This is a genomic window from Streptomonospora nanhaiensis (genome assembly GCF_026642255.1).
Taxonomy (GTDB): Bacteria; Actinomycetota; Actinomycetes; order Streptosporangiales; family Streptosporangiaceae; genus Nocardiopsis; species Nocardiopsis tropica.
In genome coordinates, this window is the sequence record NZ_CP113264.1 from 2128300 (window position 1) to 2144562 (window position 16263).

At 77.5% G+C, this 16263-nt stretch carries 8 protein-coding genes; 6 read left to right on the forward strand and 2 right to left on the reverse strand.

Features of this window, described 5'->3' with window-relative positions:
• The first annotated feature begins 41 nt into the window (after window positions 1-41).
• From OUQ99_RS09335 to OUQ99_RS09355, 5 genes are all read left to right on the forward strand, one after another.
• Window positions 42-935 carry a DUF4132 domain-containing protein gene (locus OUQ99_RS09335; protein ID WP_267949025.1) on the forward strand — a complete coding sequence of 298 codons (894 nt, stop codon included), beginning with the start codon at window positions 42-44 and terminating at the stop codon, window positions 933-935.
• The gene (locus tag OUQ99_RS09340; protein WP_267949026.1) at window positions 932-5785 is read left to right on the forward strand and encodes a hypothetical protein; all 4854 of its coding nucleotides are present in this window, start codon (window positions 932-934) and stop codon (window positions 5783-5785) included. Before OUQ99_RS09335 ends, OUQ99_RS09340 begins: the two co-directional genes overlap by 4 nt.
• A gap of 183 nt (window positions 5786-5968) precedes the next feature.
• Window positions 5969-7111 (forward strand): ATP-binding protein, encoded by a 1143-nt coding sequence (locus tag OUQ99_RS09345; RefSeq protein ID WP_267949027.1) that lies wholly within the window; start codon window positions 5969-5971, stop codon window positions 7109-7111.
• A 5-nt stretch (window positions 7112-7116) separates the two neighbouring features.
• A complete protein-coding gene (locus OUQ99_RS09350) occupies window positions 7117-10995 on the forward strand; it encodes a DUF5682 family protein (RefSeq protein WP_267949028.1) in 3879 nt (1292 codons plus the stop codon).
• Between the two features lie 286 nt (window positions 10996-11281).
• Window positions 11282-13219 (forward strand): hypothetical protein, encoded by a 1938-nt coding sequence (locus tag OUQ99_RS09355; RefSeq protein ID WP_267949029.1) that lies wholly within the window; start codon window positions 11282-11284, stop codon window positions 13217-13219.
• A 72-nt stretch (window positions 13220-13291) separates the two neighbouring features.
• Here the strand turns inward: OUQ99_RS09355 and OUQ99_RS09360 are convergent, their stop codons facing one another.
• Entirely contained in the window at window positions 13292-13693 is a 402-nt protein-coding gene (locus OUQ99_RS09360) for a hypothetical protein (protein ID WP_267949030.1), read from the reverse strand.
• A 183-nt stretch (window positions 13694-13876) separates the two neighbouring features.
• On the opposite strand from OUQ99_RS09360, the gene OUQ99_RS09365 reads away from it, so the two are divergent.
• Entirely contained in the window at window positions 13877-15172 is a 1296-nt protein-coding gene (locus OUQ99_RS09365) for a PrsW family intramembrane metalloprotease (RefSeq protein WP_267949031.1), read from the forward strand.
• Here the strand turns inward: OUQ99_RS09365 and OUQ99_RS09370 are convergent.
• On the reverse strand, window positions 15099-16232 hold the full coding sequence (locus tag OUQ99_RS09370; RefSeq protein ID WP_267949032.1) for a COX15/CtaA family protein: 1134 nt from the start codon (window positions 16230-16232) through the stop codon (window positions 15099-15101). The genes OUQ99_RS09365 and OUQ99_RS09370 overlap by 74 nt on opposite strands.
• Window positions 16233-16263 lie beyond the last annotated feature (31 nt).

Sequence of the window (16263 nt, forward strand, 5' to 3'; positions counted from 1 at the left end):
CTGTGTCCCGTGTTGTCACCGGTCACCGCTATAACCTCACCATGGCAACGACTTCCCCACCCCCTGCCGCCGACCCGGTCTGGACCGAGGGCCCGGACGGCTACGCGCTCGCCCTCGACGGCGCCTCCCTCGTGTGCCGCAACGCCAGGGGCCGCAGGCTCAAGACCGTCCCCAAGAAGGTGCGCGAGTCCGCCGAGGCCGAACACCTCCGCGGCGTCCTGCTCCGGCTCGAACGCCACGAGCGCGAGTGCGTCGAACGGGTCGAGTCCTGGCTCCTGGGCTCCCTCCCCGTGCCCGCCTCCGTGATCGCCCGCGTGTGGGCCGACCCCGCCTGGAGGGAGCTGCTCACCGACCTCTTCGTCGTCCCGGCCGGGGGCGGCGACGGCGGCTTCCTGCGGGGCGTGGACGACCGGGGCCGGATCGGCGTCCTCGACCTGGACGCCGAGAGCGTCTGGCTGGACGCCGACCGGGTCGTCCCGGTCCACCCCGTCCTCGTCGAGGACCTGGAGGACGTCCGCGAGTTCGCCCTCGAACTCGGCATCACCCAGCGCCTGCCGCAGCTCACCCGCGCGATCCACCGCAAGCCCGACGCCGTCGAGGCCGGAGCCACTGCGGTCGAGGACTACTCCGGCGGGGAGTTCGACCAGCTGCGCCACGCCACCGGCCGCGCCCAGCGGTACGGGTTCACGGTCCGCGGGGGCTACGCCGTCTGCCGCGTCACGGAGCGGGGGCGCCCGGTCCAGGCCCGCTACTGGATCGGCTCCGACGCGCCCGACTACGGGACCGAGACCGGTCGGCTCCTGTGGGTCGACGACGCCGAGCGCCCCCTCCGGCTCGGCGACGTGGGACCCATCGCCTGGTCGGAGGGCATCCGCATGGCCGAGCTGATCCACGCGGGCCGCAGGAACACCGAAGAGGAGACGACGCAGTCGTGACCACCACCCCCGGCACCGGCCTCCTCGAGGCGGGCCTCGCCCCCCTGGACGCCCCGGCCGACGGCGCCGCCGACACCGTCCGCGCCCGCGCCTACACCCACCCGATGCTGGGCGGGCGCACCGTCGTGCGGCTCGTCCCCGACACCCTCGCCCCCGCCGAGGACGCGGCCCTGGACTTCCTCGGCTTCGCCGTGGAGGAGGCCTCCGAGCCCCTGGCGCTGGCCCGCCCGCGCGGCCTCGGCTACCCCGAGTGGGCGCTGGTCAACGACCCGGAGCGCCGCGCCGAGGCGCTCGCCCTGGTCCGCCCCATGGAACGCGCGGCCCGCCTGGCCGCGAACCGCCCCGGCCCGGCCTCCGACGAGTTCGCGCGCATCGCCGAGGGCGTGCCCCTGCACCACCTGCCCTCCTACTGGGAGCAGGCGGGCCGCGCGTTCGTCGCGGCGGACAACGCGCGCACCGCCGCCGTCATGTTCGGCCGCGCCCGCGAGGCCGAACGCGTCTACAGCCTGCCCGTGGACGAGGCGACCCGCCGGGAGGCCTTCCTGGAGTTCGCCTTCGCCGGCGCACTCACGGTCAAGGCCCTGGCCGGGCACGCCGCCGAACTCGCCGCGCGCTACGAGCCCGCCCGCGCCTACGCGGAGTTCCGCGAGCTCAGCATCCGCCGGACCCTGGGCGGGCTCCCGCCCTGGACCGGCCTGCCCAAGCAGATCCGCTCCCTCGCCGGGGCCGCCGGGCTCGACCCGGCCGAGGAGGAGGTCGCCGTCCTGCGGGAGCTCCTGACCGTGCCCGCCACGTCCTCGGCCCCGGAGGGCTTCTGGAAGGCGGCGCGGCCGGGCCTGGTCGCCCTGGGCCGCTCCGACGAGGACGCCGCCCGCGCCCTGCTCGGCCTCTTCGTCTCCGGCGGGGCCGCGTTCCAGCAGTGGTGGCTGCAGATGCTCGACGACGCCGGGGCCGTCGACCTCCTCGCCGACCCGGCCCGGCCGGTCCCCGGAGGCGCCGCGGCCTGGTTCTCCCGGATGGTCTCCCACTGCCGGGGCTGGCGGCGGAGCGTGCCGGACCGCCTCCTGGAACTGGTGCCGCGCCTCGCCGACCGCCTCCGTGCCGACGGCGACCCGGTCGGCCTCGGAGGGCGCGGCAGCCGGTTCCGCGGCGAGGTCTCCCCGGTGCTGCTCGACATGTGCCTCGAACTGGGCGTGCCCGTGCTCCCGCCGGGGGAGGCCGCCCTGGACCTGGAGTCCTGGGTGTCCGACCGGAGCGGAGCCCCCCGGCGCGACCTCGCCCACGTGCGGGCCGACCCCGTGTGGGAACCCGTGCTCGCCGCCTCCGCCACCGGGTACGGCCGGCGCCACAGCCGGGTCCTGGACGAGCTGCTGCCCTACGAGTACCTGCACCCCTACGTGGACCGGCGGCTCGGAGAGCTGGTCGGCGCCATGGGCGGGACGGCCCTGGCCCAGCTCGGCCTCCACCTGCAGCAGCTCAGGTCCGAGGTCGGGGGCGACGCCTTCCGGGCCTTCCCCGACCGCCTCGCCCAGCTGGAGTCCGTCGACGTCGCCGGGGCGCTCGCCGTGACCCTGCGCGCCGGGATCGTCGGCGAGTACGCCTGGGAGGCGCTGGAGGAGGCCGCCAGGGAGCTCGGCGCGACCGGCACCGGCAAGGGTCCCGGGATCACCGGCACCGCCAGCTGGCCCGTCCTCACCCTGGCCTCCGCCGCCAAGGTGATCGCGGTCGGGCCGCGCGGCCGGGTCGCCGAGCACGTGCCCCGCCTGCCGGCCGGGGCCGGGGACGTCCGGGCCGTGTACGCCGACGGGGCCTTCCTCGTCGTCTACCGGGCCGACCGCGAGAACCGCGGCTACTGGACCACCGACCCCGACACCGTGCTCGCGTTCTCCGGCTACGACTCCGCCGTGTACTCCTGGGGGTCGCGCGGCGGGAGCCCGGGGGCCGCCCAGCTCACCGCGGACGGCGCCCGCATGGGCGGCCACCGCGCCGTCCGGGCCGGCGACGACCCCGGCAAGGCCGACCGCCACGTGCTCGGCGACGGCCGCACCCACTGGGTGCTGGACCGCGGCCGGCTGCACGAGACGGACCCCGCCACCGGGGACCGGGGCCGCAGGAGCCTGCCCGCCTTCCTGGAGGAGCAGCCCCTCGCCGAGGGGGAGCGGCTGCTCCTGCACGCCTGCACGCTGGGCCCCCTGGACGAGCCCACGGAGGGATCCCCCCTCGGAGGGGCCCACGGGGTCGCCGGGTTCGCGGTCGTCGGGCTCGGCCGCCGCGCGGGACACACCGCGTTCCGGATCACCGCCCCCGACGGGCGCTCCGCCGAGGTGCGCGTCCCGGACGGGAGGGGGCGCCACTCCTACGCCTCCGCCGCCCCGGCCGCCCTCTTCACCGCCCCGGGCGGCGCCACCCACGCACTCAGCGGCGCCGGGGGCGCCACCCTCCTGGCGGCGGACGGCTCCGGGCAGATCTGGAGCTGCCACACGGGCACCGCCTGCGAGTGCACCGCCAAGTGGGGCGTCCCCTACCTCCCCGAACCCGTGTTCTGGCACTTCATGACGGCGAGGGACCCCCGCTCGTCCGCCCTCCTGCGCCGCGTGTCCGCCGCCGACCTGGGCCCGCTGCTGGACGCGGCCGGGACGGAGCGGCGCGCCAACAGGACGGCGGACATCGAGCTCACCCCGAAGGCGGCCGGGGCACTGCTCTCCGCGGACGGGGCCGCCCCCGACGAGAGCCTGGTCCGGAACGTCACCGGGTTCGCGTACTCGGCCGCCGGGCTCCGGGCGGAGCTGGGCGACTACCTCGCCGGGATCCGCCGGACCGTGGAGAGCGTGCCGGGGAGGCCCGAGTCGGAGCCCCTGGCCCGCGGCCTGTACCGCTTCCTCCCCGCCCTGGGCAGGGACGACCACGACGCCAGGGCCCACCTGGAGGCCACCTCCCGGTTCCTGCGGGGGGAGGCCGACGCGGGGGAGCTCGCGGACCGGCCCCGCACCAGCGCGGACTGGAGCCTCCTCCTCGGCCGGATCGGCGCCCTGGCCTGGCAGTCCGCCCTGCCCGCCGTCGGCGAGGACGAACGGTCAGCCCTGCTGGACTTCCTGCGGAGGTGGTCGGGGACCCTCTTCGCCGACCGCGCCGCGACCGTGGAGACGGGGAAGGTCGTCGGCGGGGAGGAGTTCACGCCCCTGGCGGGGGAGGGGATCCGCCGCACCGACACGGGGGCCCGTTCCAGCGTCCCCGGCGCGGAAAACCGCTCCGAGCGCGGCACCGTGCACACCTTCGTGGAGGCCCGCACGGGCGGAACCCCGCCCGAGGAGTCCCCCGGGGCCGGGTACGAGCGCCGCCGGGCCGACCTGGCCTGGGGCGACGCCGACCAGCTCACCGCGTTCACCGCCGCCGTCGCCGAGCGGGGCCCGATCCCCTGGGACCCCGGCGCCGCCGAGGCCCTGGCCGGGGACACCGGGCTGATCCCGGAGGCCGCGGAACTGCTGCTGCGCGCCCCGTGGAGGGTCGGCGCGGGCGCGGTTCCCGACCTGGACCGGCGCGAGCTGGGACTGTCGGCGGTCGGCGCCCGGTTCGCCGCGGAGGAGTTCGCCGGCGTCACCGTGCAGGACGTGCTCGACCTGTACCGCGAGGCCCTGCCCGGAACCCCGGAGGGCATCGCCGCCCTGTGGGAGCCGGGAGGCGTGTCCGGGGTCGCCGAACGCGTCGCCCGGGCGTGGAACGCCCGCTTCGGACGCCGGTTCGCCCTGCCGGAGTCCACCCTGACGGCGTTCGGGGCGTCGGGGCTGGACCGGGTCGGACTCCAGCGGCTGCGCCTCCTCGCCGACCACACGGGAGAGCCGGCCCTGAACCGCGACGTCGTCTCACGGCTCCGGCTGTCCAAGAGCCACTACCACGACTACACGGAACTCCTCCACACCACGGTGGAGGCGGGGCGGCTGACCGCCGTCCTCGTCGACCTCGCCCACCTCGTCCCGTGGGCCTGCAACGAGCTCCCCGCGGGGGACCCGGTGCGCGAGGGCGTCCCCGCCGCCCTGACCGCGGTCCGGGAGCTGCTGGGCGCCCCCGGGCTGCTGCTCGGCGTCGGGGCGATGTGGGTCACCGACGCCCGGCGGCGCCTGGAGGAGGTGGGGGGCGAACCCTACCGGGACCCCGCGGGCGGCACCCCGTTCGCGGAGAGCGCCGACAACGGCGTGGCCGTGCTGACGGCCGGCGGCCGCGGAGTGCTGCAGGTGTGGTTCCGCCCGTCCGGGCTGGGCCGGGACGTCCGTTCGCGGGTGCTGCGGAGCGTGGTGGTCGACGGCTCGAGCTACATCGGGCAGGGGGTCCTCGCGGAGGTCGAACTCCTGCTCGGCGAGGGTTTCACCTCCCTGGCCGAGCGGGTCTCCTCCGGGAAGCTGCCCGAGGGCGCCCGGGAGCACGACCCGGCCGCCTCGGCCCCCGGGGTCCTGGAGGAGGCCCGCGCCGAACTCGGGCTCTCGCCGGACGCCGCCCGCCTGTACCTCCAGCTGCTGACGCTGCTCGAACCCACCGACCGCAGGATCCGCGCGGTCAACGGGTGGACCCCCGCACGCCACAAGAAGGTCCAGGCCGAGCTGGCGGCGACGGACCTCGTGCTGACCGCCAAGCGCTCCCGGTCGGGGCGCTCGGTGTTCGTCCCCGGCCCCTGGACCGACGCCAAGGCGCCCAACCTGCCGTACGAGGCGTGGAAGCTGCCGCTGTACGACCTGGGCGCGCGGAGGAACCGCCTGCCCTCCGGCCGACAGGTGAGGTTCCACGCCGCCCGCCCCCTGCCGGACCTCTTCGCCGAGGCATGGGGACGCTTCCGCGACGGGGACCGGCCCGGCCGGTAGCCCGCCGGTCCGCGGCCGCGCCCCCGGGCACGGACGCGGACCGGGACCCGTTCCCCGCCGGCTCCGCACCGCCGGAGCCGGCCGGGGCGCCCCTCGGGGCCGCCGCGGGCGCCCTCCGCGCCGCGCGGACCGGCCCCGCCCGCCCCCGCCAGACCCGACCAGAACCCACCCCGAGGAGAAGCGGTGCCAGAAACCGCGCCCGACGTCCAGATCGAGCCCGCCGAACTCCGGTACGCCGGGGAACTCGCCTTCCTCGCCGCCCACGACCCCGGGCCGCGCCCGCCCGGCTGGCGGCTCACCCCCCGCGCCGTCGTGACCTTCGTCGTCGGCAGCGGCGGCGCCGCGCTGCGGCTGCCCGCCCCCGTCGACGGGCTCCCGTCGAGCATGGAGATCCCCGCCAAGTTCGTCGGTGAGCGGGGGCTCGTCGAGCGCTGCGTCGTCACCCTCGCGGGCGAACGCGGCCTGCTGCTCGTCGGCGAACCGGGCACCGCCAAGTCGCTCCTGTCCGAACTCCTCGCCGCCGCCGTCAGCGGAACCGGCTCGCTCACCGTGCAGGGGACCGCGGGAACCACCGAGGAACACCTGCGCTACGGCTGGAACTACGCGCTCCTGCTCGCCAAGGGCCCCACCGTCGACGCCCTCGCGCCCTCCCCGGTGCTCACGGCGCTGCGGACGGGCCGCGTCGTCCGGGTCGAGGAGGTCACCCGCTGCCTGCCCGAGGTCCAGGACTCCCTGGTCTCGCTGCTCTCCGACCGGCGGATGGCCGTCCCCGAGCTCACCGACGACGGCCAGTTCCTGGCGCGGCCCGGCTTCAACGTGATCGCCACCGCCAACCTGCGCGACCGGGGCGTGTCCGAGATGAGCGCCGCGCTCAAGCGCCGCTTCAACTTCGAGGTGGTCCCGCCCATCGCCGACCTGGAGGCCGAGGTGGACCTCGTGCGCCGCCAGGCGGGCACGGCGCTGGCCCGCCACGGCCACGAGCTCCCCGTGGACGACGCCGTGCTCGAAGCGCTGGTCACCGCCTTCCGGGACCTGCGCTCCGGAGCCTCCGTCGAGGGCTGGCCCGTGGAGCGGCCCACCACCGTCATGAGCACCGCCGAGGCGGTGGGCGTCACCACCTCCCTCGGTCTGCAGACCGCCTACCTGGGGGCGGCCGACCCCCTCGCCCTCGTCCCCGGCTACCTGCTGGGAGCGGTCCGCAAGGACGACCCCGACGACCAGGGGCGCCTGCTCGCCTACTGGGACTCCGCCATCCGCCACCGGGCGGAGAACGGGGCCCGGCTGTGGAAGCGCCTGTACGAGCTGCGCCACGTCGTGGGGGAGTGAGCCGCGTGTCCCACGAACCGGACCACCGGGGGCCCTCGCCCACCGAGGGCGGGGCCCCGGCGCCGGACGCCGCAGAGGCCCTCTGCGGGCCGACGGGAGCCGCATCCGTCCCCGAGGCGCTGGCGGCGTGCACGGAACCCCTCCTCATCGGGGTGCGCCACCACTCGCCCGTGCTCGCCGCGGCGGTCCCCGCGCTCCTGGACGCGGCGGACCCCGACGCCGTGCTCGTCGAACTCCCGCTGGAGGCCGGGCCCTGGCTGGAGTGGCTGGGCCACCCGGACACGGTGGCCCCGGTCGCCCTCGTGCTCGGCGACGCGGGACGGGGGGACCACTCCTACTACCCCTTCGCCGACTTCTCGCCCGAGCTCGCGGCGGTCCGCTGGGCGCGTGCCCGGGGCGTGCCCGTGCACGCCGTGGACCTGCCCGCCTCCCTGGCCGTCGACGACGGCGGCGGCTCCGGCCCGGCCGAGGGCCCGGCGCCGGACCGCGCACTGCTGCGCGCCGGCGGCGTCGAGGACGGGGAGGAGCTGTGGGACCGGCTGGTGGAGGCGCGCTCGTACGGCGCCGCCCCCGAGAGGGTCCGCAGGGCGGCCCTCGCCCTGGGGTGGGCGCACCGCGCCGCCGCCCTCCGCGCGGGCGGGGTGGGAGCCCGGGACCGCGCCCGCGAGGCCTGGATGCGGCGCCGGATCGGCGAGATCGGCGCAGCCAGGCCCGTGGCGGTCGTGGGCGCGTTCCACGCCGCCGCGCTCCTTCCCCCGCACGCCCTGCCCGCCGCGGTCCGGCCGCCGGGGGAGGGTGTCCCGGGCGGCGCGCCGGACACCGCCGCAGCGGCGTTCCTGAGGGGTCCCGAGCCGGAGGGCCTCCCGCCCACCGGCGGGATCACGGTCCCCGCACCCGGGGAGCGGCCCCGCGAGGGGGTCTCCACCGCCCTCATCCCCTACACCTTCGCCCTCCTGGACTCGCGTTCGGGCTACCCGGCCGGAATCCGTGACCCCGAGTGGCAGCAGGACGTCCACGCGGCCGGGGGAGACCCCGAGGGGATCGAACGCGCGGCCGTCCGGCGCCTGTCCGCCATCGGCGGCCGCCTGCGCGCGGACGGGCACGTGTGCGGGGTGCCCGACACGACCGCCGCCTACCGGATGGCCCGCGACCTCGCGGCCCTGCGCGGACTGCCCGCCCCGGGCCGCCGCGAGCTGGTGGAGGGCCTCTCCTCCGCTCTCGCCCAGGGCGAGCCCCTGGGCCGGGCCCGCGCCCTGGCCCGTGCCGCCCAACGCGAGATGGTCGGCTCCCGGCGCGGCGCCCCCGCCCACGGCGCCCCGGTCTCCGGCCTGGTCGCCGACGCCACCGCCCTCCTCCGCCGGCTCGGGCTGCCCGGCCCGGGCGAGGAGGGCCGGGACCTGAGACTGGACCCCCTGCGCGGCGGCCGCGACCGCGAACGCCACATCGCCCTCCACCGCCTGTACGCGGCGGGCGTCTCCTACGCCGAGCCCCGGCAGGGCGGCCCCACCGCCGACGGGGAGACCCTGGGCCGCCTGTGGACCGCGCGCTGGACACCGGCCACCAGCGCCACCCTCGAACTCGCGTCCTGCTACGGGCCCACCCTCGAACAGGCCGCGCGCGGCCGCGTCGCCGCACGCCTCCGCGACGCCGGCGACGGCGGGGAGGGCTCCCTGACACCGGAGGCGGCCGGCGCCCTCCTCACCCAGGCCGCCGAGTGCGCCCTGACCGACCTGGCCGCCGACCTGGGCGACCGCGTCCGGGAGGAGGTGCTGCCGCGGGCGGGCCTGTCCGACGCCGTGGAGCTCCACGACCGGGTCCAACGCGTCGTCTCGGGCCAGGTGCCGGGCATGCCGCGCGCCCCCGAGCCCCTGCACCGGCTGCGCGTGCGGCTGGCCGAGGCGGCGGTCGCCTCCGTCCCGGGCGTCTCCGGCAGCACCGACCCGGCGGACGCCGCCGCGCTGCTGCAGGTCGTGCGCCTGGTCCAGGACCAGGCGCCGCTTCCCGGCGCGGTGGGGACCCAGCGACTCCTGTGGCACCTGGGACTGCTCGCCGAGAGCGGCGGGCCGCTCGCCCAGGGAGCCGCCTCCGCCGCGCTGATGGTCCTGGGCGACCTCGCGCCCGGGGACATGGCCGTACGCCTGGCCGGCTGGGTGGAGGCGGCAGCCGGGGGCGGGCCGCTCGCCCTGCGCCTGGCCGGGGCACTGACCGTGGCCGCCCCCGTGGTCGAGGCCGACGCCGGCGTCCTGGACGCGCTCACAGCACGTGTGGAGGCCTGGTCCGACCCCGGCTTCCTCACGCGGCTGCCCGCTCTGCGCGAGGGGTTCGAGGCGCTGTCGGCGGCGTCGCGCTCGCGCTTCCTGGACGCGGTCACCGAGAGGATCGGCGAGGTGGACGCCCGCCTGGAGGTGCCGCCGGAGCTGGCCCTCGCGCTGGCCGGAGCGGACACCGCCGCACGAGCGGCCCTGGAGGCCCTGGTGCCGGGGCTCCTCCACGGCGCGGACGCGGCCCTCGCGGACGCAGCCCCCGCGGGGGCGGGGACCGCCGCTCCCGCAGCCGGCCACCGGGCCGCGGACGGCCCCGCACCGGGCACGCCCGCCCCCGGCGCCCCCTCCGCACCGTTTCCCACCGGGGCGGGGGACACCGCCGGTCCGTCCGTCCCGGCAGGAGCGGTCCCTCCCGCGGACGGGTCGGGGCGTCCCGGGGCGGCCTGCGCCGCGGCGCCCCCGGAGGCCGCGGACCCCGCCGGGCAGCCGGTCCCGGGTGGGGACGCCCCGCACGCCATCGGGGCGGCGGACCGGTGGCGGCTCGTCCTCGGGCGCCGGCCCCGGGGCGGCGGGACCCTGGCCCGCAGGGCGTCGGCGGCGCTCGACGAGCTGTACGGCCGCGGCCACGGGGAGGGCTCCCAGGAGCCCTCCGACCGCCCCGGCGCGAGGGGCGGCGACGGGAGCCCGGAACCCGCCGCGCGCCGGTGGGACGAGGAGCTCCAGGACCTCTTCGGCGGCACGGTCCGCGAGGAGGTGCTGGGCCGGGCCGCCGCGCGTGGCCGGGCCGACGCCCTCGACCGCCTCGACCCCGGCCGGGTCACGGCCTCCGTCGACCTGCTCGAACAGGTGCTCTCGCTGGCCGGGGCGCTGCCCGAGGCGCGTCTGGCCAAGCTGCGGCCCCTGGTCGCGGCGATCACTGAGCAGCTGGTGCGGCAGCTCGCGCGCCGCATGAGCCCCGCCCTGTCGGGCCTCTCCGTGCCGCGCCCCACCCGCCGGCGCGGCGGGCCGCTCGACCTCGGCCGCACGGTCCGCGCCAACCTGCGCACGGTCCGCCCCGGCCCGGACGGACCGCTGCTGGTCCCCGAGGCCCCGGTCTTCCGGACCAGGGCGCGGCGGAGCGCGGACTGGCACGTCCACATCGTCGTGGACGTGTCGGGGTCGATGGAGCGCTCCACGGTCTACGCGGCCCTCGTCGCGGCGGTGCTGCACGGCCTGCCCGCGCTGAGCGTGTCGTTCACGACCTTCTCCACGGAGGTCGTGGACCTCACCGACCGGGTGCCGGACCCGCTGTCCCTCCTGTTGGAGGTGTCCGTGGGCGGTGGCACCGACATCGGCGCGGGGCTGGCGCACACCCGGGCCAGGGTCAGGGTCCCCAGCAGGACGATCGTCGCGCTCGTCACCGACTTCGAGGAGGGCGGGAACCTGTCCCGCACCCTGGCCGAGGTACGCGCGCTCGCCGCCTCAGGGGCCCACCTGCTCGGGCTGACCGCCCTCGACGACACGGGGGCGCCGGTCTGCAACCAGGCGCTCGCCGCGCAGTTCGTCGCCGCGGGCATGCCGGTCGCGTCGCTGAGCCCGCAGGAGCTGGCGTCGTGGATCGGTGAGAAGGTGCGGGGGTGAGCGCCCGGGACGGGCACGCCGCCGGCGGGGTCCCCCCGGCGGCGCCGCGCGGGCCGGCCGCCCTCCGCACCCCCCTGCGGGACGCGCCCGCCGGGCCCGCGCAGGAGGGGAGCCCCCGGGGCGCCGCGCCCCGCGGCCGGACGGGGCCGCGGACCGGCCCCCGCACGCACCGTCCCGCCGGCGGACTCCGACCGCCGCCGTGCGGCGACCACCGTGCCCGACCGACCGCCGGGGGCCGCCGAGCCGACCGGCCCCGTACGCACACGCAGTCCGAGGAGGACCCCAGGTGACCGCCGAACGCCCCCGCATCGACCCGGGCCTGCTCGCCGAGCTGCTCGAAGCCGCGCCCGGCCGGGTCCGCCGCAAACTGGACGCGGCCCCCCGCGCGGCCGAGGAGTGGGACTGGAGCTCGGACGGCCCCGTGTGGACGGTCGGGACGGGGAACGAGACCGTGACCCTGACCGGCCCGCGGATCACCGAGGCCTCCCAGGCTGCCTGCACCTGCCTGCTCGCCCCCCGCTGCCTGCACCTGCTCTCGGTCGCCGGCCTGCTGGCGCCCACGGGCGACGACGACGCGGCCGGTCCGGAGCCCGGCCCGGAGCCGGAGCGCTCCGAGCCGTCAGGAGAGCCCGCCGGGGACCGGGCCGCCGGAGCCGTCCCCCCGCGGGACGGGGAGCCGGGGCCGCCCGCGCCGGCCGGGCGGCCGGGGGGAGCGGGCGGCCCGGCCGCCCCCGCGGGCCGGAGCGGTGTCGCGGAGACCGCCCGAGCCTCCGGGGACCCCGTCGCGGACCCCCTCACCGCCCCGGTCGGTGTGGACGGCGACGCCCGCGCCGCGGCCGCGCTCGCCTGGGCCGCCGGGGCCCGGACCCTGGCGGCGGGGGTCCGCGCGGCGGGCTCCTCCCAGCGCTCCGAACTCCTGCGGGCCGCGGCGACGGCCCGCGCCGCCCGCCTGCCCCGCCTGGCCGCCGCCTGCACCGCCGTGGCCGCCGGTACGCGCGACCACGCCACACCGGCCTTCGCCCTGGCCGAGTACACCGCGGCCCTCACCGGGCTCCTCGACACCTCGTGGCGGCTCGGCGGCGGACCGGAGGGCCCCCGCCCCGCGCCGACCCTCGCGGACGTGGGGATCGGACGCCGCTCGTACACCGAGGTCGGCTCCCTCCGGCTGTACGGGCTGGGCTGCGAACGCGTCGTCACCGCGTCCGGATACGCGGGCGTCGTCACCCACGCCGTGTCCCTCGCCGGCGGGGCGCGCCTGTGGCGGATCGGCGACGTCGCCCCCGGGGGCCCCGACAGGGCCGCCGCCGTCTACGGAGCGGGGATCGCCTTCGGGCGGTCCGCGCTGAGCCACCGCGACCTCGGCCGCTCGGGCATGGTCGCCCAGCGGGTCGCGGCCAGCGCCGACGGTCGACTGAGCGGGGGGTCCGCGACGACGGCGGCGGTCTCCGCCGGGTGCGCCTGGGACGAGGAACCCCTGGCGGGGCTGTGGGGGCGGCCCCTCGCCGATCAGGTCGCCGCGGCCGTCGCCGCGCAGGCGGCCCCCGTCCACCGCACCGGCGACGACCTGGTCTTCGCCGACCTCACCGTCACCGGCGAGGCGGAGGGCGGGACCGCGGTCGTGGAGGCGGCCACCGGCGCACCCCTGGTCCTGGCACCCGACGGCGCCCAGGACCTCCTCCGGGCGCGCAACCTCCTCCGGCTGGCCGCCGAACCCGGGATCGCGCTGCGCGCGGTGGCACGGCCGGTCCCCGAGCGGCCCGGGTTCCTCGTGCCGGTGGCGGTGCACGCTCCGGGGCTGCCGCTGCCCGCCGCCTGGAAGGGACGGGTCAACCTCTCCTTGGACACCCTGCCCTCGGCCGGGTCGGCGGTCCCGAGCCGCCCCCGGCCGACGGAGCCGCCCGGAGCCGACCCCGGCCTGGGCGCCCTGACCAGGGTCCTCGCCCGGATCGCCGAGGCGGGGCGGGAGGCCGCCCCGGACGGCTCCGCGCTGCCCGCCCGGCTGCGGGGCCACCACCTGCCCACCGCCGCCGACGTCCTCGGCGAGGTGGTCGGGGCGGCCCGTGAGCGCCGGCGCACCGCCACGGGCGAGTCGGTGGTCCCCCCGCCGGACCGCCTGGCCCGCGCGTGGCTGGCCGCGACGACCTACCTGGGGGCCGCGCACCGGCACCTGCGTGTCCTGGCGTGGGCCGAACGGGTCGGCGGTCCGCACCGGCCGGCGGCCTGACCGGGGCCCGGACCCGGCGGGCCCGTCCCCGGGCCGGGCCGTCCCGGGTGCGCGGAATCCGTCCCGCGCGGGTCAGGGCCTGCGCCAGGCCAGCACGGCCGCCCACACCGCGGCCCCGGTCAGGACCAGGGCGAGCGGGACGTGGGCCTGGAGCGGCCCGTAGGTCCCCAGCGCGGCCTGCGGGAAGCCGAGCAGGAACGCCGCCAGGCCGGCCAGCAGGATCGCGCGGGGACGGCCGGGGCCGCCCCCGGAGCGGTACCAGTACAGGCCCGCCGCGACCACGAGCAGGCCCGCCGCCACGTGCACCCCGAACGCGCCGTAGTAGTGCAGGGGCAGGGCGGCGGTGTTGAACGTCACCAGCTGCCCGGCGGTCGCGCCCTCCCAGAGGACGGCGGCCAGCTGGAGGAGCGCCGTCACCCGTATCAACCACAGGAGCGGTGGTGCGGTGGTGGACGGCATGGTGGTCGGTTCCATGGCGGGGCCCTTCCGTTCTCGTGCGCTCGCGCATCGCGGACTCCGATCCTGCCCCATACGGGGAGTGCCGTCCCCGCGTGCGGCGGCCGGAGCGTGTCGTCCCCCGTCGGCAGCCCGGGTCCGCGTCCCTCTCGCCGGGGGTGAAACACGTGGTCGACGCGGTTCCCGCTACGATCGGTGCCCATGCCCCGACTCGACAGCAAGGCCATCCTCCAGGGCCGACGCTCCCGTTACTCGATGACCCTCGTCCTGGGCATCACCGTCAGCGTGGTGTGCATGGCCGGCATGCTCGTCTACCTGTGGCTGCTCGCGATGGCGGGCGGGGCCGCGGCGGGCATCGACGGCGCTCTCGGATTCGTCGTCAGCCTGGTCGCCGCCGTCATCCCGGTCGGCATCCTCGTGCCGCTCATCCTCATGCTCGACCGGATCGAGCCCGAGCCCGGGTGGGTGCTGTTCTTCGCCTTCGCCTGGGGCGCGGGCGTGGCGGTGGTGGCGTCCCTGCTGCTCAACGGCTGGGGGCTGGCCCACGTCACCGTGCCGCTGTTCGGGCAGGAGCTGGGCGGCTTCCTGGGGACGTCCGTGGTGGCGCCCCTGGTGGAGGAGAGCGCCAAGGGCGTGGTGCTGCTGATCCTGCTGTGGCGCAGACGACACGAGATCGACACGTTCACCGACGGTGTGATCTACGCGGGGATGGTCGCCACCGGTTTCGCCTTCACCGAGAACATCCTGTACTTCCTGAGCGCCTTCTTCGACGGGACCCTCGTCGCGACCTTCGCCATCCGCGGGATCATCGCCCCCTTCGGCCACCCGGTCTACACCGCGATGATCGGCATCGGCGTCGCCTACGCGGCCACGCGCACCGGGCGCCTGCGCCTGCTGGCGCCCGTCGGGGGCTGGGCGCTGGCCGTCCTGCTGCACGGCATGTGGAACGCGTCCACCCGCTTCGGCTGGTACGGCCTGGCCGTCGCCTACGTCGTGCTGTTCGCGGTGCTGATGGGCGTCCTGGCGCTGGCGGCGCGCGACCGGCGGGGGCAGATCGGCGCCATCGACCGGTACCTGCCGCCCTACATCTCCACCGGCCTGGTCACGCCGTCGGACATCACCATGCTCAGCTCCATGCAGGGGCGCCGCCGGGCCCGTGAGTGGGCGGGGCGCAACGCCGGCCGGCGGGGGCGGACGGCGATGAAGGAGTACCAGCTGGCCGCGACCGAGCTGGCACTGCTGCACCAGAGGCTGGACGCCGGGTCGGCCCGCCAGGACTGGAAGGTCCGCAGGGACTCCTTCCTGGCGCTGATGCACGTGGCCCGGGACACCTTCCTGGGGCGGGTGCCCCAGCCGGTCACCCCGGGCTGGGCGGAGAAGCCGACCGACTCGGGGTTCCTGCGCCGGGCCGACTTCGCCCACGTCATAGCGCAGGCGAGGAGCCAGCAGGAGTACGTCCCCCGTCACGGCCAGCAGGCCCCTCCGGGCCTCGGCTGAGGCCGTCGTCGACGACCTCGCCGACGGGCACCAGGCGGCTGGTGGAGAAGTACAGCCGGGACACGGCGACCCAGGTCAGGGCGGAGCCGAGCACGTGCAGGACGACGAGCGCCTCGGGGAGTCCGAGGGCGTACTGGGTGTAGCCCAGGACCCCCTGGAGGAGCACGACCGCCACGAGGGCGGCGCTGCTGATCCGGACGGGGCGGCGGGCGCCGCCACGGAAGGCGATGACGGTGGCGGCCAGGGCCCCGACCAGGGTGAGCCAGGCCAGCGCGGAGTGGATGCGCGTGACGACCGGGATGTCGAACCCGAAGCGCGGGGCCGCCGCGTCGCCGCCGTGGGGACCGCTGCCGGTCACGACCGTGCCGGCGACCAGCAGGAGGAAGCCGATCACGACCAGGCCGACGCTGATGGCGTGCAGCATGGGGCCGACGGAGACCTGAGGCTTGCCCTCGGGCTCCTGGCAGCGCACGTACAGGGCGACCGTGATGAAGGTCATCACCATGGACAGCAGGAAGTGCGTGGCGACCGAGGCGGGGTGCAGGTCGGTCCACACGGTGATGCCGCCGACGACGCCCTGGCCGAGGACGCCGAACGGGATGATGGCGGCCATCCGGACCAGGTCGCGGCGGCGCGGCGTCATCCGCATGACGGCGATGAACGTGATGACGGCCACGGCCAGCACGACGAAGGTGAGCGTCCGGTTGCCGAACTCGACGGCGGCGTTGAAGGCGGCGTGTCCCGTGTCGACGGGCACGAAGCTCTCGGGGGTGCACCTGGGCCACTCCGAGCAGCCGAGCCCGGACTCGGTGACGCGGACGGTGGCGCCCGTCACGGCGATCCCGGCGTTGACCGCGATGTTGCCGAGGGTCCAGGCGCGCAGGGACCTCGGGGTCGGGTTCCAGATGGTCCGGGCCAGGAGGACCAGGGCGAGCACCCCGGCGACGGCCACGGCGACCTGCCAGGCCCACAGGGGGGCGCCGAGAAGAATGATGTCCTCCGCCGCGAGCGGGGGGAGCGTGTTCGGGGCCAGCGCCGCGGCGGCCGGGAAATCAGACATACGACAGAGCGTAGTACGTTCTCCGACCGTC

Excerpts from the sequence above, each read along its gene's own strand:
- OUQ99_RS09370 (WP_267949032.1), bottom strand. The coding sequence starts at position 16,232 with ATGTCTGATTTCCCGGCCGCCGCGGCGCTGGCCCCGAACACGCTCCCC.
- OUQ99_RS09335 (WP_267949025.1), top strand. The coding sequence starts at position 42 with ATGGCAACGACTTCCCCACCCCCTGCCGCCGACCCGGTCTGGACCGAG.
- OUQ99_RS09360 (WP_267949030.1), bottom strand. The coding sequence starts at position 13,693 with ATGGAACCGACCACCATGCCGTCCACCACCGCACCACCGCTCCTGTGG.
- OUQ99_RS09365 (WP_267949031.1), top strand. The coding sequence starts at position 13,877 with ATGCCCCGACTCGACAGCAAGGCCATCCTCCAGGGCCGACGCTCCCGT.